Raw genomic sequence first — 19,467 nt, 5'->3', positions numbered from 1 at the left:
CCGGTGCCGGTGGGGCCAATCAGGAGCACGTTGGACTTCTGCACCTCTGCCTCGGGGTGCAAAAGGCGCTTGTAGTGGTTGTAGACCGCGACGGAAAGGGTTCTCTTGGCTAGCTCCTGCCCCACCACGTACTGATCCAAAAAGGCCTTTATCTCAGCCGGTTTAGGCAGGTTGCGAGGACCCCTGTAGGCGGATTTAGACTCGGCCTTGAGCAGGGAGTGAGCCCGGGCCACACACTCGTCGCAGATGTAGGCCTCCCCCATCGGGGACTCCACCAGATGGGCCACCTCGGGGTATCTACGGCCGCAAAAACTGCAAACCGGCTTATTGCGCTTCACGGCTCACCACCTGGTCTACGATACCGTACTGAGCTGCCTCTTCAGCTGAGAGGTAGTAGTCGCGCTCGGTATCGCGCTCCACCTTCTCCAGGGGCTGGTGGGTATGGCGGGCCAGAATCTCGTTGAGCACCTTACGGGTTTTCAGGATCTGCTCAGCCTGGATGGCGATGTCGGTGGCCTGACCACCCAGCCCGCGGGCCCAGGGCTGGTGAATCATCACCCGTGAGTGCGGCAGGGCGTAGCGCTTTCCCGGAGCCCCCGCAGCCAGCAAGACCGCCCCCATGGAAGCCGCCAGCCCCACGCAAATGGTGGAAACCGGCGGAACCACAAACTGCATGGTGTCGTAAATGGCCAGCCCAGCGTCCACATCCCCCCCTGGGCAGTTGATGTACATGCGAATCTCCTGGTTGGGGTTTTGCGCCGCTAGGAAGAGAATCTGGGCCACCACGGTGTTGGCCACCTGAGCATCAATGGGGCTGCCCAAGAAGATGATCCGGTCCTTCAGAAGACGGCTGTAGATGTCGTATACCCGCTCCCCGCGGGCGGTCTGCTCTATGACGTAGGGGACCACCATACCGGCCTTATTCTATGACCACACCTGGTCTCAAGGGGGGGCTGGTGCACATACTCCAGCGCCTCCCCGTGGCTGCCCTACTCCTTTAGGGGTAGCCCTCATCTTTGCCCATGCGGGCTAGGCCGGGGGATGTGGTTACCGGTCTGGGTGTCAACTCCGCTGATTCGTAAAAGAGCTGGGCGGGCCAGTCCGGGTTCCTGCCTCGCCTGGATCAAGGCACAGTGCTGAAGCTCCGAACCGGGGTGCTGGCTAAGAAAAACGAAACATCCCAGCCGAACGTGGGGTAGCCCGGCCAGGCCCCGCCGGCAAAGGCATCCAGACTGGCGAAGGGGCCGTAGCAGGCCACGCCCCAGGTGTAGGTGCGGTTCGCCTCGAGGCCCGGGTTCAGGACGACACCAGCGGTGTAGTAGACACGAATGGGCTGGCCCGCGCTCGCCAGGGCAAACAGGCAGACGCTCTCTGCGGGGCGCGACCACGAGAGCGCGGCGTTGGGGGGCAGGCCGCTCTGGCCCGCCGAGGGCGCGATGAGGCTGGCTGGAAACGGCAACAACAGCCCCACCCCCCGCGGGGCCCTAAGCCGCTGCGCTGGAAGCTCAGTGCGACCATCCGGCAGGTCGGCAAAGACCGCGAAGATGAGGGTTTTATCGGGGATGACCGGGGTGCTCCAGGTGACCTGTAGGGCGTTCTCGGTGCTTTGGGCTAGCAGGAAAAGGGCCCGCGACGCCAGGTTCAGGTAAAGCTGCCGCGAGCGCAGGGTAAGCCCCGCGGGGTTGGTGGCCCGGAGGGTCAGGGCCCCGGTCTCAATGGGGCTAATGGCTGGCGCTCCCGCCGGGGCTGAGCGAGAGGGCCCGGATGCCGTAGTCGAGGAACTTCTCGGGGGTGTTGGGGTTGCCCTAGGCCCGGTCGCTCTGGGTGCGCAGGGCCAGCTCGCCCAGCCGGGCCACCAAAGCCTCCAACAGCCCCAGGTCGCTTTGCTGTTCGGCTAGCTAGCACAGGGGCAAAAGCGCCTCCAGAGTCTCCGGGGCCTCGCTCACCCAGAGGGCCAGGAAGAAAGCCTGCCGGGCCTCGTCCAGCCTGCCCTGCTGCAGGGCCTGCCGCCCCGCGGCCAGGAGATAGCCCCGGGCCCAAAGCCAGCACCCCCAATAGGGCCCACTGGCGGCCCTTGAGGGGCAGGCACGCCCCCTGCCAGCGGGTGTCCAGGCGGCCAAGGAGTTTGAGGTAGAGCGCACCGAGCATCTGCCAGTTGCGCTTAGAAAAGCCGCTGGAGGCTGCGAGATAGCTCAAAGCCCCGTTTATCTTTGTTGATACAGCGCAGCCGGGCCTGGGTCACGTCGCAGCGAAAACCCCCCTCGCTCCAGACCTTGCCATAGGCCAGCACCGGCAGCCTGGGGTCGGCCACGGTGTCCCCCACGCAGAGCCGTCCGGCTGGGCCCCGCTCACTCAGGCCAAAGGCATTGCCCCAGTCCAGCGGGCAGTCCTTGGGCTTGGCCGGTATGCGGGCCTCGTTTTGGAGCAGGTCGCAGCGCAGCACCGCCTCCTGGGTGAGCCGGTCCACATAGGCAAAGCAGTGGATGTTGCCCGAGGGGGTTTTGAAGCCGCCCAGCTCAAAAAAGCCCTGGGCCAGGGCAGGCGGGAAAGCCGTCAGAAGAAGGGCAAGAAAGACCATTTTTCGCACAGGATGCCTCCGTGCTCGAGGTTAGCAAATCCACAAAATAACCCTGGGTCATTTGCTCTCCGAACACAAGAAAGCGATATACTCGGGCTACTTGTTATGTTCGGCTATGTGGCAAATCGTCTTCTCGCGGCCATCCCTACCCTGCTGGGGGTGGCTCTCATCACCTTCTTGCTCATGCGGGCCGTGCCGGGGGATGTGGTCACAAGCCTGGTGGGCCTCGAGGCCAACACCACCCCCGAGCGCCTGGCCGAGCTACGCCGCCTGTTCGGGCTCGACCTGCCCCTGCACGTGCAGTTCGGACAGTGGCTGGGGGCCGTCGTCCAGGGCGATTTTGGCAGCAGCCTGCGCACCGGACGCGAGGTCGCCCAGGACCTGGCCCTGCGCTTTCCGGTCACGCTGCAACTCACCGTGATGGGCCTCTTCACCGCCCTCCTGATAGCGGTGCCCCTGGGGGTGCTGGCAGCCCTCCGGCGGGGGGGCCTGGTGGACTACTTCGCCTCGCTCTTTGCCATTCTGGGCCTCTCGGTGCCGGGGTTTTTCCTGGCCTTGCTGCTGATTCTGCTCTTCGCCCTGGCTTTGGGTTGGCTGCCCCCGGCGGGTTTTGTGCCCCTGGCCGAAGACCCGGCTCAAAACTTCCGGCACATGATTCTGCCGGCCCTCTCGCTGGGCCTGATTCTGGCCGGGGCGGTTACCCGCATCCTGCGCAGCTCGATGCTCGAGGTGCTCTCGCGCGACTACATCCGTACCGCCCGGGCCAAGGGGCTCTCCGAGCGGGTGGTGGTCTTTCGCCACGCCCTGCGCAACGCCCTGATTCCGGTGGTCACCGTGATAGGCATCCAGTTCGGCTCGCTGCTGGGCGGGGCGGTCATCATCGAGCAGGTCTTCAGCCTGCCGGGGGTGGGGCGCTTTGCCCTGGAAGGCATCAACCTGCGCGACTACCCGGTGGTGCAGGGCACGGTGCTGTTTGTGGCCACGGCGGCGGTGCTGGTCAACCTTTTGGTGGACTTGCTCTACTCGCTCATAGACCCTAGGATTCGCTATGAGTAAGCCTCAGGGCCTCTACCGGTCTAGCCACCCCCTGGATGCGCTCTCCTCTTTCGCAATGACCCCCGCTCACACTGCTAACCTCGTCTACGCTCTCCTCGGAGGGTGTCCATGACCGCACCCGCCCCCGCCAGCCCCTCCACCTGGGCCCTGGTCTGGAAGTCCCTCCTGCGCAACCGCTCGGCGGTCATCGGCGGCATCATTACCCTGATTGTGCTGCTGGGAGCGCTGCTGGCCCCCATCATAGCCCCCTGGGATCCCCTCAAGTTCGACCCCCCCAACCGCCTCTCCGGCCCTTCCGCAGAGCACTGGCTGGGCACCGACCAGTACGGGCGGGATTTGCTCTCGAGGGTACTCTACGGGGCCCGCTTCTCGCTCTCGGTGGCGGCGGTCTCGGTGCTGGCCGGGCTTCTGGTGGGCGGCAGCCTGGGCCTTTTGGCCGGGTATTTTCGGGGCTGGCTCGACCTCACCATCTCCCGCCTGGCCGACATTCTGATCGCTTATCCGGCCATCCTCCTGGCCATCGCCTTCCTGGCCTTTCTGGGGGGTGGTTTTATCAACCTGGTTCTGGCCATCTCGGTGGTGTTTGTGGGGCCTTTTATCCGGGTCGCCCGGGCTGCCGTGCTCACCGTGCGGGAAGAACTGTACGTGGAAGCCGGACGGGCCATGGGCGCATCGGACAGCCGGTTGATTTTTCGCACCATCCTGCCCAATGCCGCCGCCCCGCTGATTGTCGAGGTCACCCTGCGCTTCGCCTATGCCGTGCTGGCCGAGGCGGCACTTTCGTTTCTGGGGCTGGGCATCCAGCCGCCCTTCCCGGCCCTGGGTTCGATGGTCTCCGAGGGGCGGGCTTTTCTCTCCCTATCCCCCTGGGGCTCGCTGGTTCCGGGCTCCGCCATCGTGCTGATGGTGCTAGGCTTCAACCTGCTCGGCGACGGGCTGCGCGACGCCCTCGACCCCCGGCTGCGGCAACGATAAACGGCACAGCCCAGCCACCTGCAATACCGGTATAATCACTTGCTACACAAGGAGGCGTGATGAAAAAACTACTGGTTTTGTTGGTTCTGACCCTGGCGGCGGCATCGCTGGCCCAAAAGTCGGGCGGCGTTCTGCGCGCCGGTATGCAAACCGACCCGGTGGGGCTTGACCCCCACACCACCAACGCCACGGCAAGCCGAAACGTACTGGAAAACATCTACGACACCCTGGTGATGCTCGACAGCAAAGGTCGGATTGTGCCCGGTCTGGCCCAGTCCTGGACGGTCTCGCCCGATGGTCTGACCTGGACCTTCCGCCTGCGGCCTGGCGTCACCTTCCACAATGGCGATCCCCTCAAGGCTTCCGACGTGGCTTTTTCAATAAATCGCATCAAAGACCCCGCCACCAAAAGCCCTCGGGCCAACGACTTTGCGGTGGTGCGCTCGGTCACGGCCCCCAACGACAGCACCGTGGTCATCACCCTATCCCAGCCCTTCACCCCCCTGCTGGCCAAGCTGGCCTTCAGCACCAACGTGGTGGTCTCGGAAAAGGTAACCAGGGAACATAACAACGACCTGAACAAAGCGGTCATCGGTACCGGCCCCTTCCGCTTTGTGGAGTACATCCCCCAGACCCGTCTGGTGGTACGCAAGTGGGACAAATACTGGCAAAAGGACAACCAGGGCCGCCCGCTGCCCTACCTGGACGGCATCACCTACACCTACTACCCCGACCCAGCAGCCCGCTCCACAGCGCTTAGAGCCGGGGCGGTGGACTGGATCGAATACGTAACCGCCGCCGACGTACGCCCGCTCAAGGCCGACCGCAACCTGGTGGTGGTGGGGGGGCCTTCGGCCAACTTCCGCGCGCTGTACTTCAACACCACCCGCGAGCCCTACAACAACCCCAAGGTGCGCCAGGCCATCGCCTATGCCATTGACAAAAAGGCCATTGTGGATCTGGCCCTCTTCGGCACCGGGGGCATCGTGGCGCGGGGCACCACCATCCCCTCGGGGGCTTATGCCTACACCAATAGCCCCTACAACACCCGCGACGTAGCCAGGGCCAAGCAACTCCTGGCCGAGGCCGGATTCCCCAACGGCTTCACCATGAACCTCTACGTTACCTCCACCTACGACTTCCTGCGCACCCCCGCCGACGTGATCCGCGACAACCTGGCCGAGGTGGGCATCCGGGTGAACATCCAGGCCGAGGACTGGAACGTTTACCTGCCCAAGGCCCTGCGCAGCGAGTTCGATGTGACCCTGCTGGGCACCTCGGGCCAGGCCGACCCCGACGACTACCTCTTCAACACCTTCCACCCCTCCTCGGCCCTGAACCTCTCCAAATACAAAAACGATCGCGTGACCCAGCTGCTGGAGCAGGGCCGGCGCACCGCCAGCCAGTCCGAGCGCCAGCGCATCTATACCCAGGTGCAGGAAATTGTGCTGCAGGATAGCCCCATGGCCTTCCTCTTCCACTCCGCCCAGTACGAGGCCATGAACCGCCGTGTACAGGGCTTCTTGCACTTCCCCAACACCAGCTACCTGGCCTTCCGCTACACCTGGCTGCAGTAGCACTTCTCGCGCTCTTCACAGAAGGCGCCCACGAAAACGAGAAGGGACAAAGAGACGTGCCTCACCGAGGTGAGGCACGCTTGTCTGCGTTGCGTCTGGGCCGAGACGCATGTTTTCGAGTTTCCAGGCGGCCACTGTTCTGTTCAGAACCAGGCTTTCTCGAACTCGAGTGGCTCACAATATGTGAAGAGAACTCTAGCTCCAAATCTCCGCAAAGCCGTCCAGAATCCGGGCGATGTGCCGCGCGGCGTTGTGGAAGTCCTGGAGGCGGATGTTTTCGTTGGGGGCGTGGGTGCGGTTGGTGATGCCAAAACCCACCCCCGCATCAATTACGGGGATGCCCAGGGGCCTGGCAAAGGCATACACCGGTGAGCTGCCGCCGGTGAGGGGGATGAGCTGGTAGGGTTTCTGGTAGACCTCCTCGCCCGCCCGGGCTGCCAGCCGCACCAGGGGGTGGTCGGCCTCGGCCTTGGCGGGGAACATATAGTCGGAGTAGGTGATCTGGACATCGGTAAAGCCCTCGGCGTCGAGATGGGCGCGCAGCTTTTGCAGGATGTCGGTGGGGTCCTGGTCGGGCACCAGGCGGAAGTCGAGCTTGGCCGAGGCTTTGGCCGGAATCACGGTCTTGGTGCCGGGGCCCTGGTAGCCGGTGGTGATGCCCTGGATGTTGCAGGTGGGGTTGAAGACGGCTTTTTTGAGTTCGAAGCCGGTCAGGCCCCCCACGAAACCCCTGACCTGAAAGGTCTCGCGCAGGTATTGCTCGTGGTCGGGCAGGCGGCGCAAGAGTTCCAGGTCGAGCTCGGAGATGGGCTTTACGTCGTCGTAGAAGCCGGGAATCAGGATGCGCTCGTTTTCGTCCTTGAGCGAAGCCAGCACCCGCACCATGCGCCAGGCGGCGCTGGGCAGGATGTGGGCGCTGCCGGAATGGGCGTCGCGGGAAAGGGTCTGGACTTCCAGTTCCACCGCCAGAATTCCCCGCCGCCCCAGCGAGGTGCCGGGGCGTTCCTCGAAGTCTATGCCCCCTTCCTCCCAGAGGGCCCCGTCGCATTTGAGCAAGTCCAGGTGATCCTGCACAAACCGGGCGATGCCAGGGCTGCCAACCTCCTCGTTGCCCTCCACCACAAAGAGCACCCCGCAGGGCAGCTCGCCCCCATGCGCGGCCCGCACCGCGTCCACCGCCGCCAGGCGGGCCATGAACTCGCCTTTGTCGTCCTTGGCGCCCCGGGCGTAGAGCCTGCCCTCGCGGATTTGCGGCTCGAAGGGGGGCGAGTCCCAGAGCTCGAGGGGCTCGGGGGGCTGCACATCGTAGTGGTTGTAAAAAAGCAGGGTGCGCTCGGATCGGCCCCTGGCCCGGCCCACCACCACCGGGTTGCCGTAGCCCTCGATTTTCCAGGTCTGGAAGCCGTGTTGCTGCAAGGTCTGCTCCACCAGGCGGGCGCAAGCCTCCACGCCCTCGCCCGTGGCCGAGACGCTTGGCTGGGCGCAGAGCCGGATGGTTTCCTGTAGATAGGCCTCGAGGTTTTCCTCTAAGAAGCGGTCTATGGCGTGGGACATGGCTAGAATATACGTCGCACAAACATAAAATGCGAACGTAGGGGAAGAGGCTTGTTAGGCAAGGGTAGACCCTCGACGCCCAGCCATCCGCAACCCCCCTCAATCGAGCAGGCGCGGGTCAAGCCAGAGGTCTTGAGGTTCGCTCAACCGTACTTCAGACATGGCCGGGTGTTTGGGGTTGAGCAATAAATTGAACTCGCTCGGCACCACCGCCGAAGGCACTTTGAGTGCCAGCGAACGTAAGCTCTGCGCCCACTCGCTGCCGAGTTGCTGGGTGGAGGCTGGATACGGTTCGGGCAGTTGCTGCCAGTCCGGGGGCAACTGCTGCAGAGTTTCGATGTGTCCATCAGGCACCTCGATTTCGATGGACACAAAAGCAGTCAGGTAAGCCCGCTCGTTAACATGCACCAGTATCTCCAGAATTCCGGTGGCCAGGCTGCCCGCCGCATACACCATCGGAACCCCACTCCGGTTCCAGCGGCCCGGGCTACGTGCTGCTCCCTCACCGGTGAAAGCTGCATGGGCATATTTGCGCGAGGTGATCCTCCAGGCCTTCATGTCACCAGGCCATCTTCCAAACGCCCCAGCAGATGCTCAACCGCCCTGAAGCCAGGCTCGGTGTCGAGGTAGCGCAGCGGAGTCGCGTTGTGTAAAAACACCTTGGGGCTGTTCATCCAGCTTGCAGCCAGCTTTGCTGAACCGAAGAGTTCCTCTGCCCGCCGGAGCAGATAAATCACTTTATACAGACGATTGGATTGCTCCCGGTTCAAGCGCCCCAAACCCTTGTAGCGGTGTGCGCTGCTGCGTGGGATACCCGCCGCTTCCAGAATGTCCTGCTGGATAAGCCCGTATCGCTGGGCAATTTCGCCAATCAGCTGGGCTGGCAAACCCTCCCGCACGCTGGCCACATCGTGGGGCGAAAAATCAAAGCGAAGCTCGGAGGTAGTTCCCATATAGAACATAGTAGCGTTCTATTTGGGAACAGTCAAAATCTAACTATGACCCGGCAACCCCCGACTGCGAGGCGGCCTGGGCTTTATATTCCCTGAACTGCTCGCGCAGCCTGGACTTCAAAAACTTACCCGTGCTGGTGCGGGGAATTTCGTCCACAAACACATAGGCATCGGGCAGCCACCACCTGGCGAACCGGGGCTCGAGGAAGGCCCGCAGCTCTTCTGCGGTGGCGCTGGCCCCTTCCTTTAGCACAATGGCGGCCAGGGGGCGTTCATCCCACTTGGGATCGGGGATGGCAACGACGGCGGCCTCCTTCACCGCCGGGTGGGCCATCAGGGCGTTCTCGAGGTCAATCGAGCTGATCCACTCGCCACCGGACTTAATCAGGTCTTTGGTGCGGTCGGCAATGCGAATGTAGCCCTCGGGGTCAATGGCCACCACATCGCCGGTGCGGAACCAGCCGTCCGGGGTCCATTTGTCCGACTCCTCCTCGAGGTTGTAGTAGCTCCCGGCCACCCACGGCCCGCGCACCTGCAACTCTCCCAGCGACTGGCCGTCCCAGGGCACCTCGCCCTGCTCGCCTACCGCCCGGATTTCCACCAGCGGCGTGGGCAGGCCCTGCTTGGCCCGGTAGCGGTACTCCTCCTCGGGGTCGCCCCGCAGGTGGCGCTTCAAGCGGCTGGTGGTGCCCAGGGGGCTCATCTCGGTCATGCCCCAGGCGTGCAGCACCTTCAAGCCCAGCTGGTCGAAAGCCCGAATCATGGCCTCGGGCGCGGCGCTCCCCCCCACCACCATCTCCATGGGTTCCAGCTTCCAGCGGCCCGGCTCCTTTTGCAGGGCCTGCAAAACCCCCAGCCAGATGGTCGGCACACCGGCGGTCTTGGTCACGCGCTCCGATTCGTACAAATCCAGCAAGCTCACCGCGTCGAGGTGCGGCCCCGGCATCACCAGCTTGCTGCCCGCCATCACCCCGGTAAAGGGCAGCCCCCAGGCCAGCACATGAAACATAGGCACCACCGGCAGCAGCACATCGGTGCTGGCCAGGTTGAGGGCATCCGGCAGGGCCGAGCCCAGGCTGTGCAGCACAATCGAGCGGTGCGAGTACACCACCCCCTTGGGCTTTCCGGTGGTGCCGGAGGTGTAGCACATGGCCGCTGCATCGCGCTCGTCGAGGCTGGGGTAGGCAAAATCGGGGTCGCCGGAGGCCAGGAAGTCCTCGTAGCTTTCGAGTCCCTCCGGCACCGGCTGGCCTGAAAGGGGCACCACCAGCACCCTGTCTAGCTTCACGTCGGCCTTGATGGCCTCGTAGAGCTTGAGGAGCACATCGTCCACTATCAGGATTTTGTCCTGGGCGTGGTTGATAATGTAGGCAATATCCGAGGGGTGAAGCCGCAGGTTGAGGGGGTGCAAGACGCCCCCCGCCACCGGAACGCCAAAATAGGCCTCGAGGTGCGCGTAGGTGTTCCAGGAAAGGGTGGCCACCCGGTCGCCCTTTTGCAGGCCCGCTTTCTGCAAGGCCGAGGCCAGCCGGCGGGCACGCCGGTAAAAATCGGCATAGGGGTAGCGGTGGAGCGACTTGTCGGGCAGCCGGGTCACGATTTCTTCTTTGGGAAACAGGCTGCCGGCCCGCTCGAGGAGGTGCGTCAGGGTGAGGGGAACATCCATCATGGTGGACTGCATAGGCTTCTCCTTTGTTTTGCCTTTGATTTTACGCCCTGGCTCGCATCAAAAGCATGAAGCGCTGGCAGGCCCGGCACCCCAGACCCTACCGCCTTGGCGGGGCACCAGCAACTCCAAGCCTGCCTCTAACTTTCACCAACTCACAGGGTCGGAGCGGGTGGTCGGAGATGGGCAGTGGGTCTCCAACACCGACCCCCTCCCTCGCCGCTCCCAGCGCATGCCAAGCGTTCAGGCGAGGCTGGCACAGCGCAGCGAAAGCCCTCCTCGAGGCTCGAGGAGGGCTGGCAAAACGGCCCGCCGGCTCAGAAGACGAAAAACGCCGGCACAAACTCGTAAGCGTTGCCCGCCCGCCGCACGTTGCCCACCCCCGGCCAGGCGAAGTGGTAGCCCACCACCATGATGCGGTCGGCGGCAGCGGCCTGCCACAGCCGCGCGCGGGTGGCCACGGCCTGCTGGGGGTTGGCATCGAAGCCCAGGTAGTGGTCGGGGAAGCGGAACGAGAGGATGTGGTGCCCGCCCGCATCGCCGAGGTGCCAGAGGGTCTGGTTGCCCGAGCTAATCTGCACGGCCAGGTGGCCCACCGTGTGACCGGCGGTATCCACCGCGGTCAGGCCCGGAGCAATCTGGGCACCAGGGCGCACCAGGGTAAAGCGTTCGCGCAGGGCCACCAGGTTGGCCGGGGGCGTGGCCTGGGAGAGCCAGAACTGCATCTCGGTCTCGCCGATCAGGTGCCGGGCATTGGGGAAGGTGGGCTGGCCATTGGTCACCAGCCCGCCGATATGGTCGCCGTGGCCGTGGGTGATAAAGACGGTGTTGATGTCGGCGGGTCGGATGCCCGCATTGGCCATGTTCGCCAGCAGCTGACCGGCCTGCCCACGCCCGGTGTCAATCAGAATCTTGGCCTGACCGGTGTCCACCACCATCGGGTTAAAGTTGTTGATGAAGCGGGTGGGGTCGAGGAAGTTTTCCCGCAGGGCGGCCTCGAACTCGGCCTGCTTGCCGGGGGTGGCGCCCCAGTTGGGGAAGGCGTTGCCCGGGGGGGTCTGACCATCGCTCAACACCGTGAGGGTATAGTCCCCCAGCTTGAAGCGATAGAAGCCGGCCCCGTTGGTGGCCGAAGCTGCCTGGGCCATAGCAGGTAGTGTACCCGCTGCTGCGGCTGCACCCGTAGCCCCCATCAGCTTAAGGGCCTCTCGACGCGACATTTTGCCCATATCATCCTCCTTACGTTTTTCTCACCTTGCTTGATGAAATAAAGTACAAGAGAAACCGTAGTGCAGACGGGCCAACTAAACTTGGTTGCACTTCACATTCCGCCTCAAACTTGGTGGGAACGTTGGGGCCGAAAAAAGGCTCCAAAGCTTGCGTGGAGCTAATCCTTACAAATAGTGGGGGCCAGCTCGATGCGATTCTTGCCAGCATTTTTGGCTTGATACTGCGCTTTGTCGGCCAGGGAGAGGATTTCGTCCAGAGACTGCATGGTGGGCTCGAAGGTCGCAACCCCCATGCTGACCGTCACCTTCAGGGGTTTGCCTCCCACTTCGGCAGGGTTGTGCAAAATGGCCTCTTGGATGCGCTGAGCCACCTCGAGGGCCCCTTCCAGATGGGTATCGGGCAGCAACACGATAAACTCCTCTCCCCCATACCGGGCCAGGAGGTCGTGTTTGCGGATGTTTTTGCGGATGTTCTCGGCCAGGTGGCGCAAAACCCCATCGCCCACCAGATGTCCATGGGCATCGTTGACCTGTTTGAAATCGTCGGCATCCAGAAGCACCACCGAAAACGGCCCGTTGCCTCGCTGGGCCTGCAAAAACACCCGCTCGGCAGCCTCCATGAAATGGCGGCGATTGAAGGTCTGGGTGAGCTCATCGGTAATGGCCAGGTGTTGCAGTTTTTCGCGGGCCTCCTCGAGTTCGTAGAGCAACCGAAGTTGAAGCCCGCCCAACAGCGGGGCGACGATGGCCGGTACGATAAAGGCGATTATCACGCTGCTCCACCCCACCTGCCCATCAGCCGTATAGCTGACCATAAAGTTGACGATCTCCGAAACCACAATCGAGGCTCCGGTCATCAGCAAAATGGTGCGGCCCAGCCCATAGGACAGGAGCAGGCGGCGCATCAGGCCCATAAATAGTCCAACTATAGCCGCAAAATCTGGGCTGAGGAGCCCAGTTAATCACAAAGATTGTTATTCGGTGCGGGCGGCCTCTCGCCGGGCTACCCCCGCTTGTAGGTGCGCCATGCGGAGGGGCTCGGGCAGGCGGGTTTTACCCGTCAGTGAGCGCATTAGGGCCAGGCTTTCTTCCATCCCGACCCGGTGCCCCGGCGAAACAATGAGCGGCTGCACCCCTGTGCGGCTGCGGTAAACCCAGCCGATCTGCACCTCGCCGTTCATCAAACGTACCGCCGAACCGGCTTCTAGGGGCAGTTCGCCTTCGGGTCGGCCAAACAGCAAGGTTTTGGCAACCCCGATGGCCGGCAGGTTCAGATGCACCCCCAGGTGGGCCGCAATGCCCAAGCCCCTGGGGTGGGCCACGCCCTGCCCATCCACCAGCAGCAGCTCGGGCGGGCGGGAAAGCCCGGCCAGTGCGGCCAGATAGAGTGGGGCTTCGCGGAAGGACAAGAAACCGGGCACATAGGGAAAGAGCAGGGTCTCGTCCATTTGGGCGGTGGCCACCTCGAGCACCTCCCCCCGCACCCGATCCCACAACACCGCCACCGCCACCGAGGGGCCCTTGTGCCTGGAGAAGCGGGTGGGGTGGGAAGCGTCCAGGGCCGCGATGCAGCGCGCCTCGCAGGGATTCCCCCTCAAGACGACCGATTCCGCGAGCCGCTTTTGCATGGCGGCGGCTTCGCGCAGGTCTTTGGGGCGGGGAAAGGGGGCCGGCATGGACAGCCTCAGGCATCTGCGGACAGTGCAGTTCCAAACCAGAGCACCCCCCGGCGCAACCCGAAGCACGGTGGCCGGGCTTGCAACCTTGTTTCGCTGGCCCGCTTTTCTTCGGGAGAAGGTGTGCGGCTGCCCAACCCCGGCCATGGCCTTCGGAACCGGGGCCGTTGAGAGGGGTATGCCCCAGTGAAGGTGGGCCTGGCGGCAGGGCTTGCCCGGTGGCCGGATATGCTACAATCGGCCCTTGGTGTAGGCACGCTGACGCTTAACCCTGGTCTTACCAAGTCGGGGTACAAAGGGCTTAGTGGGATGCGGACGGGAACGAAGGCGGATTTGCGCACAAGCAAAGAAAAATGGCGCACCCGACAGGACTCGAACCTGTGGCCTTTCGCTCCGGAGGCGAACGCTCTATCCACTGAGCTACGGGTGCATCAGCACACAGAAGGGTAGCACCGTATAGAGGAGGCAGTCAAGTGTTTGGAATCAACAGAAGGGTGGTTGCGATAATCTTCGGGGTTCTGGCCCTGGCCTTCGTGGCGGGTTCGGTATTGCTGTTCACGCCCCAGGGGCAGCGCAGTACCCAGGGCAAGACCGTGTTGACCGTGAATGGCCGCCCGGTTAGCGAACTGGACGTGGCTCGAGCCCAGCAAAGAGACGCCGTCTTGAGCACCAATCCCCAGGGCCTGCTGAAAAATCTGGCCGAGGTCAACCTGGGTGAGCAACTGATCCTTGTCAACGCGCTTCTGCAAGATTCGGCCCGCATCGGGGTTTCCGGCGGGGAGCTTAAAAAGGAACTCGATACCATCAAAGAACGCTTTGGCCTGCAAAAAAAGGAAGACTACGACCGTTTCCTGACCCAGGTGGGCTACACCGACTCGCAGCTGCGCAGCGAACTGCGTGACCAGATTCGCATCAACAAGCGCATCGAGGACATCCAGAAAAAAGCCGAACCCACCGAGGCCGAAATGCAGCTCTACTTCGAGCTCTACCGCAGCCAGTACAAAAACGAAGAGCGCGTTCAGGCCCGCCAGATCGTACTCGACGACAAGGCCACTGCCGACAAAATCTACGCCCAGGTCAGTGCCCCCGGCGCCGATTTTGCGGCGATTGCCAAGGCCAACTCCAAGCTCAACGCCGAGCAGGGCGGGGCGCTGGGCGCGGAAGCCGGCAAGAGCGAGCCCGGCCCGGTCACCCGGGTGGTCTTCCCCAACGCGGTGGCCGAGGCCGTGTTCAAGCTGCGCGACGGGCAGATCAGCAAGCCCATCGAGGCCGGGGGTCGCTTCTACATTGTGAAGGTGGAGAAGTACCTGCCCGCCGGCGACGTAAAGTTTGAAGAGGTCAAGGATCGGGTCAAGGAGGATGCCAAGCGCATCAAGGGCCAGGGGGCGCTGGAGACCTACTTCACGGAGCTGCGGGCCAAGGCCAACGTCAAGTTTGCGGAAGGGGCTTCCTTCAAGTATGAAAACCCGGTGGTGGCCAAGGTGGGCGAGACCGAAATCAGGCTGGCCGAAGTGACCCAGTCGGTCTTTGCCAACCAGCAGGTACCCCAGTTGCTGCAACAGGGCCTGGGGGAGCTGGCCATTCAGTTCTTCATGCCCCAAACGCTCGAGCAGCTCATCAACCGTGAGGTCGTCTACCAGGCGGCCAAGGGCCTGGGTCAGCCCTTCTTCGGCTCCAAGGCCGACATCGGCAACCAGGCCCAGCTCTGGCAAACCCGCAACATTACCGTCTCGGACACCGACGCGCGCAAGCACTACGACTCCAACCTCAAAGACTTCACCATCCCGGCCTCGGCCCGGGTGCAGGCGGTCAACTTCAAAAAGGAAGACAAGGCCAAGGCCGATGCCTTCCGGGCCGCCGCCTTGCGTGGAGGCAAGCTGGAGGATCTGGCCAAGGCCAACGGCGGCACGGTGCAGGACTTTGGCGTGGTCAACCCGGGCACCATGCCCCCCGTGCCCAACCGGCTGGTCTTCATGACCCGGGGCAGCTTCCCCAAAGGCCCGCTGGGCGAGGTGAGCGAGGTGGTCAAGCTCGAGGACGGCAGCTTCCAGGTGCTCATCGTGAATGACCGCAAAGCCGAGGTGCTGCGCCCCTTCGAAGAGGTCAAGGAGGAGGCCCGCCAGCGGGTGCTGGCCAGGCTCCGAGGCGAAGCAGCCCAGCAATGGACCCAGGAAGTTCGTAAAGCAGCCAAGGTGGAGAACAACCTGCAAAAAGTGCTGGCCTCGCTCACCCCCAAGGAAGAACCCAAGACCAATGGAAACCAGCCGGGCACCAACACCCCGAGCAACCCCTCCACCCCGGCCAACCCTCCGGCCAATCGCTAATTCTGCGCGATTCTCGGCCCTCCCCAGACCAGGGGAGGGTTTTACTAGATACCCCCGCCATAGGAAAACCGACCGGCGGCGCAGACCTTCTGCAATTGGCCCGGAGCGTGTAAACTCTTCTGCGGTATGGAACGCACCTACATCATGGTCAAACCCGACGGCGTGCGCCGGGGCCTGACGGGCGAAATCATCCACCGCATCGAGCGCAAGGGCTTCAAGATTGTGGCCATGAAGAAGATGGTCATCGCCCGCGAGACCGCCGAGACCCACTACGGCGAGCACCGGGGCAAACCCTTTTTCGAGGGCCTGGTCAACTTCATCACCAGCGGCCCGGTGGTGGCTATGGTGGTCGAAGGGCCGGGGGCCATTGCCGAGATGCGCCGCCTGATGGGGGCCACCCGCCCCTGGGAGGCCGCCCCCGGCACCATCCGCGCCGACTTTGCCACCACCGTGGACGAGAACGTCATCCACGGCTCAGACAGCCCCGAAAGCGCCGCCCGCGAGATCGGGATTTTCTTCAAGCCCGAAGAGATTATCGGCTAACGCCTGCGCCGCCGCCGGCCCTTCCCGGCGGTGGCCTCTTTTTGTCTCGTTTTTAGCCCAAATCCGACCCGTACTCCAGCAGCCGCGCTACTTCCAGACGCACCATCGGTAGGCTGTTCTGGATTACGTCCCAGACTACCTCTATTGCCACCTCGTCGTAGTCGTGGATGAGCACATCCCGAAACCCTGCCAGGCTGCGCCAGGGTATCTGGGGGTGCTGAACCCGAAAGGCCGGGGAAAGGCGCTTTGTGGCCTCACCCATCACCTCGAAATTGCGAATCACTGCGTCACGGATCAGCTTGGAAGATTGCAGGTCCTGTAGGCTATGGGCGGTTTCAAGGATAAAGTCGGCAGCCTCGAGGATCTGTCGCAGGTAAAGCCTGGGGTTCTTCACAGCTCTATGGCCTCGGCCCAGATGCTTTCCTGTACCTCTGGATGAAGGTAGCCTGCTTCTACGACTTCGACGGGCCGACCAAGGAGGGCCTCGAGGCCTTCCTTGAAGTCCAGCCGGTCTTCCAGCTTAGCCCGGGTAAACTTGGCCAGAAAATCCACATCACTTCCTGCCTGAGCAGCCCCTCGAGCCACCGAACCAAACAGCCACAACCGCTCTACCCCGCAACGCCGGGCCAGGGCCCGTATGGGCTCGCGCAGGGCCAGCACCGCCTCCTTTGTTAAGGGCAGACGGGTACGGGCCTCGAGCTCATGCAAAAGCTCCTCTAGCTGGGCCGGGCTCAAGGCCTCGAGGTGCTTGAGGATGCGCTCGCGAACGGTCATGCCTAAAGTGTACAAAACTCTCAGCGCCTGCGCCGCCACTTACCCTTCCCGGCGCTGGTGGGCTCGGGCAGGCCCTGGAGGCGGGCCTCGAGGTTGCGCATCTGGTCGCGCAAGGACGCGGCTTTCTCGAAATCGAGGGCCTCGGAGGCCGCCCACATCTCGGTCTCGAGCTGTTCCAGCAGGCTTTGCAGCAGGGCCGGGTCGTCGAGGGCTGCCTCGGCGGCCTCGGCCTCGTAGTCCTCGGGCCTCACCACCTTGCGCACCGATTTCTGAACGGTGGCCGGGGTAATGCCGTGCTCGAGGTTGTAGGCTTCCTGCAAGGCCCGGCGGCGGTTGGTCTCCTCGATGGCGGCCCGCATGGAGTCCGAAACGGTGTCGGCATAGAGGAAAACCTCGCCCCCCACGTTGCGGGCGGCCCGGCCGATGGTCTGGATCAGCGAGCGCTCGGAGCGCAGGAAGCCCTGTTTATCGGCATCCAGAATGGCCACCAGCGAGACCTCGGGCAGGTCGAGCCCCTCGCGCAGCAGGTTGATGCCCACCAGGGCATCGAAGTAGCCCAGCCGCAGGTCGCGCAAAAGGGCCTGCCGCTCGAAGGCATCCAGCTCGTGGTGCAGGTAGCGGGCCCGGAGCCCCTGCTCGACCAGGTAGGCCGTCAGCTCCTCGGCCATGCGCACGGTCAGCACCGTGACCAGGGTGCGCTCGCCCCGCGCCGCGCGGGTGCGGATGGCCCCCATCAGGTCTTCAATCTGGCCCTGGGTGGGCTTGACCGTGACCAGGGGGTCCACCAGCCCGGTGGGGCGGATAATCTGCTCGACCACCCGACCCGAGACCTCGAGCTCGTAGGGGCCGGGGGTGGCCGAGACAAAGACCATCTGCCCAACCCGCTCCAAAAACTCGTTGAAGCGCAGGGGGCGGTTGTCGAGGGCGCTGGGCAGGCGGAAGCCGTAGTCCACCAGGGTTTTCTTGCGCTGGTAGTCGCCGTTGTACATGCCCCGCAGCTGGGGCACGGTCACGTGCGACTCGTCAAGCAGCACCAGGTAGTCGTCGGGGAAGTAGTCCAGCAGGGTGTAGGGGGGTTCGCCCGGGGCCTTGCCCGAGAGAAAGCGGCTGTAGTTCTCGATGCCGGGGCAGGTGCCCATCACCTCCAGCATCTCCAGGTCGTAGAGGGTGCGCTCCTTGAGCCGCTGGGCCTCTAAAAGCTTGCCCTCGGCCTCAAACACCTTCAAGCGCGCCTCGAGTTCCCGCCGTATCTCCGGAATGGCCTGCTTCAGGCGCCACTCCGGGGTGGCGTAGTGGCTGGCCCCCAGGAGCACAAACCCCGGCAGGTCTTTGAGCCGCTCGCCCGTCACGGGGTGCACCACCGTCACCCGGTCAACGGTGTCGCCGAACAGCTCGATGCGAATAGGCTCCTGCTCGTAGGCCGGCCAGACCTCCAGCACCTCGCCCCGCACCCGGAAGCGGCCCGCCTCGAGCTGCAGGTCGCCCCGCTCGTACTGCAAATCCACCAGCCGCTCTAGTAAAGCCTCGCGGGGGTAGTCCTGCCCCACCTCCACAATCAGGCTCATGTTTTTGTAGTCCTCGGGGCTGCCCAGGCCATAAATGGCCGAGACCGAGGCCACCACCACCACGTCGCGCCGGGTAAGCAGGCTTCTAGTGGTGGAGTGGCGCAGGCGCTCGATTTCGGGGTTGATGGCGGCGTCTTTCTCGATGTACAAATCGCGCCCCGGCACATAGGCCTCGGGCTGGTAGTAGTCGTAGTAGCTGATGAAGAACTCCACCGCGTTCTCAGGGAAAAGCTCGCGAAACTCGGCGGCCAGCTGCGCGGCCAGCACCTTGTTGGGAGCCAGCACCAGCGCGGGGCGGTTCAGGCGTGCAATGGTCTGGGCCATGGTCACGGTCTTGCCGGTGCCGGTGGCCCCCAGCAGGGTCACAAAGCGCTCCCCGTCCAAAAGCGCCTCGCACAGCCCCTCGATGGCCCTGGGCTGATCGCCTTTGGGTTCGGGGCCTTGGTAACGAAATACCTGACTCATCTACTCCCCCGACATCCTCGCATAGATTTTTAATTTACTTCCCACGGGCTTTTTCTGTCTAAATCAGAACACAGTGTGCACAAAAACCCCGCCCGGAAGGGCGGGGTCACACCTTAGGCTGTGGTTTACCAGCTGAAGCTGTAGGAGATGCGGAAGCCGTAGCTGCGGTTGTCCGTACCTCCGGTGTTGAGGTTGCCCACGTGGTAATCCAAGCCAATGCCAGCGTAGCGGTAGGTAACCAGCAAACCGGTCAGGGTGAAGTCCACAGCACCGGTATTGTCGGAGTAGATGTAGCCGGTGGTGTGGTCGTAGAGGTGATCCTCAACACCCAGGGTCGGCGCAGTAGCGTTCAAGCCGGTACCAGCGTAGTTGGCATACTTCACTGCCAGGGTGCCGCCGTTGAAGAAGAAGTTGGACAGGCTGATGCCAGCGTACCAGTAGGTTTCGCTGCGGCTCGGGCCGCCAATGTTCGAGGAGCGGGTGACATAGCTACCCTCGATGCTGGGGGTGATGAAGCCCAGGTTGAAGGGGT

At 63.5% G+C, this 19,467-nt stretch carries 20 protein-coding genes and 1 tRNA gene; 5 read left to right on the top strand and 16 right to left on the bottom strand.

Annotated elements, in window-relative coordinates; genetic code table 11:
- The 4 genes from NZN28_RS09975 to NZN28_RS09960 all read right to left on the bottom strand — a co-directional run.
- Nucleotides 1-338 (bottom strand): ClpX C4-type zinc finger protein (locus NZN28_RS09975; RefSeq protein WP_295397779.1); only part of this gene is annotated, 338 nt, incomplete at its 3' end.
- Nucleotides 325-912 carry an ATP-dependent Clp protease proteolytic subunit gene (locus tag NZN28_RS09970; protein WP_119359627.1) on the bottom strand — a complete coding sequence of 196 codons (588 nt, stop codon included), beginning with the start codon at nucleotides 910-912 and terminating at the stop codon, nucleotides 325-327. The genes NZN28_RS09970 and NZN28_RS09975, both read right to left, overlap by 14 nt.
- A gap of 211 nt (nucleotides 913-1,123) precedes the next feature.
- Nucleotides 1,124-1,462, bottom strand: coding sequence for a hypothetical protein (locus NZN28_RS09965; RefSeq protein ID WP_295397777.1), 339 nt, complete (start codon nucleotides 1,460-1,462; stop codon nucleotides 1,124-1,126).
- A gap of 699 nt (nucleotides 1,463-2,161) precedes the next feature.
- Nucleotides 2,162-2,578, bottom strand: coding sequence for a DUF6636 domain-containing protein (locus NZN28_RS09960; protein ID WP_318778872.1), 417 nt, complete (start codon nucleotides 2,576-2,578; stop codon nucleotides 2,162-2,164).
- A 105-nt stretch (nucleotides 2,579-2,683) separates the two neighbouring features.
- Between NZN28_RS09960 and nikB the strand changes: the two genes are divergently transcribed.
- The 3 genes from nikB (at nucleotide 2,684) to NZN28_RS09945 (ending at nucleotide 6,186) form a co-directional block, all read left to right on the top strand.
- Nucleotides 2,684-3,634 (top strand): nickel ABC transporter permease, encoded by a 951-nt coding sequence (gene nikB, locus NZN28_RS09955; RefSeq protein ID WP_295397772.1) that lies wholly within the window; start codon nucleotides 2,684-2,686, stop codon nucleotides 3,632-3,634.
- A 108-nt stretch (nucleotides 3,635-3,742) separates the two neighbouring features.
- Nucleotides 3,743-4,609: an ABC transporter permease gene (locus NZN28_RS09950; RefSeq protein ID WP_295397770.1), complete on the top strand. Its 867-nt coding sequence runs from the start codon at nucleotides 3,743-3,745 to the stop codon at nucleotides 4,607-4,609.
- A gap of 59 nt (nucleotides 4,610-4,668) precedes the next feature.
- The gene (locus tag NZN28_RS09945) at nucleotides 4,669-6,186 is read left to right on the top strand and encodes an ABC transporter substrate-binding protein (protein ID WP_295397767.1); all 1,518 of its coding nucleotides are present in this window, start codon (nucleotides 4,669-4,671) and stop codon (nucleotides 6,184-6,186) included.
- A gap of 195 nt (nucleotides 6,187-6,381) precedes the next feature.
- Here NZN28_RS09945 and NZN28_RS09940 read toward each other — a convergent pair whose 3' ends face one another.
- From NZN28_RS09940 to NZN28_RS09905, 8 genes are all read right to left on the bottom strand, one after another.
- Nucleotides 6,382-7,740, bottom strand: a complete 1,359-nt coding sequence (locus NZN28_RS09940) for a M20/M25/M40 family metallo-hydrolase (protein ID WP_295397765.1) — start codon at nucleotides 7,738-7,740, stop codon at nucleotides 6,382-6,384.
- 99 nt (nucleotides 7,741-7,839) lie between these two features.
- On the bottom strand, nucleotides 7,840-8,298 hold the full coding sequence (locus NZN28_RS09935; RefSeq protein ID WP_295397763.1) for an RES family NAD+ phosphorylase: 459 nt from the start codon (nucleotides 8,296-8,298) through the stop codon (nucleotides 7,840-7,842).
- On the bottom strand, nucleotides 8,295-8,693 hold the full coding sequence (locus NZN28_RS09930) for an antitoxin Xre/MbcA/ParS toxin-binding domain-containing protein (RefSeq protein ID WP_295397761.1): 399 nt from the start codon (nucleotides 8,691-8,693) through the stop codon (nucleotides 8,295-8,297). The genes NZN28_RS09935 and NZN28_RS09930 overlap by 4 nt, the downstream gene beginning before the upstream one ends.
- A 43-nt stretch (nucleotides 8,694-8,736) precedes the next feature.
- Entirely contained in the window at nucleotides 8,737-10,374 is a 1,638-nt protein-coding gene (locus NZN28_RS09925; RefSeq protein WP_295397759.1) for a long-chain fatty acid--CoA ligase, read from the bottom strand.
- 302 nt (nucleotides 10,375-10,676) lie between these two features.
- Nucleotides 10,677-11,588 carry an MBL fold metallo-hydrolase gene (locus tag NZN28_RS09920; protein ID WP_295397757.1) on the bottom strand — a complete coding sequence of 304 codons (912 nt, stop codon included), beginning with the start codon at nucleotides 11,586-11,588 and terminating at the stop codon, nucleotides 10,677-10,679.
- A gap of 158 nt (nucleotides 11,589-11,746) precedes the next feature.
- Complete coding sequence (locus NZN28_RS09915; RefSeq protein ID WP_295397755.1) at nucleotides 11,747-12,502, bottom strand: GGDEF domain-containing protein; 756 nt, start codon at nucleotides 12,500-12,502, stop codon at nucleotides 11,747-11,749.
- Nucleotides 12,503-12,562: 60 nt separating this feature from the next.
- Complete coding sequence (locus tag NZN28_RS09910) at nucleotides 12,563-13,264, bottom strand: endonuclease V (RefSeq protein ID WP_295397754.1); 702 nt, start codon at nucleotides 13,262-13,264, stop codon at nucleotides 12,563-12,565.
- Nucleotides 13,265-13,618: 354 nt separating this feature from the next.
- Nucleotides 13,619-13,694, bottom strand: a tRNA-Arg gene (locus NZN28_RS09905).
- A 43-nt stretch (nucleotides 13,695-13,737) separates the two neighbouring features.
- Between NZN28_RS09905 and NZN28_RS09900 the strand changes: the two genes are divergently transcribed.
- Nucleotides 13,738-15,588, top strand: a complete 1,851-nt coding sequence (locus NZN28_RS09900) for a peptidylprolyl isomerase (protein WP_295397752.1) — start codon at nucleotides 13,738-13,740, stop codon at nucleotides 15,586-15,588.
- A 126-nt stretch (nucleotides 15,589-15,714) separates the two neighbouring features.
- On the top strand, nucleotides 15,715-16,131 hold the full coding sequence (gene ndk, locus NZN28_RS09895) for a nucleoside-diphosphate kinase (protein WP_295397749.1): 417 nt from the start codon (nucleotides 15,715-15,717) through the stop codon (nucleotides 16,129-16,131).
- 52 nt (nucleotides 16,132-16,183) lie between these two features.
- Here the strand turns inward: ndk and NZN28_RS09890 are convergent, their stop codons facing one another.
- The 4 genes from NZN28_RS09890 to NZN28_RS09875 form a co-directional block, all read right to left on the bottom strand.
- Nucleotides 16,184-16,525, bottom strand: a complete 342-nt coding sequence (locus NZN28_RS09890) for a DUF86 domain-containing protein (RefSeq protein ID WP_295397747.1) — start codon at nucleotides 16,523-16,525, stop codon at nucleotides 16,184-16,186.
- Nucleotides 16,522-16,905: a nucleotidyltransferase domain-containing protein gene (locus NZN28_RS09885; protein ID WP_295397745.1), complete on the bottom strand. Its 384-nt coding sequence runs from the start codon at nucleotides 16,903-16,905 to the stop codon at nucleotides 16,522-16,524. The genes NZN28_RS09890 and NZN28_RS09885 overlap by 4 nt, the downstream gene beginning before the upstream one ends.
- A 20-nt stretch (nucleotides 16,906-16,925) precedes the next feature.
- The gene (gene uvrB, locus NZN28_RS09880; RefSeq protein WP_295397743.1) at nucleotides 16,926-18,935 is read right to left on the bottom strand and encodes an excinuclease ABC subunit UvrB; all 2,010 of its coding nucleotides are present in this window, start codon (nucleotides 18,933-18,935) and stop codon (nucleotides 16,926-16,928) included.
- 125 nt (nucleotides 18,936-19,060) lie between these two features.
- Nucleotides 19,061-19,467, bottom strand: a 407-nt coding sequence (locus NZN28_RS09875; RefSeq protein WP_295397742.1) for a hypothetical protein, incomplete at its 5' end; no start/stop codon positions are given.

The organism is Meiothermus sp. (assembly GCF_025056915.1).
In the GTDB taxonomy this organism is placed as follows: Bacteria; Deinococcota; Deinococci; order Deinococcales; family Thermaceae; genus Meiothermus.
Note: the sequence above shows the minus strand (reverse complement) of the source record. Positions and strands in the feature narration are given on the sequence as shown.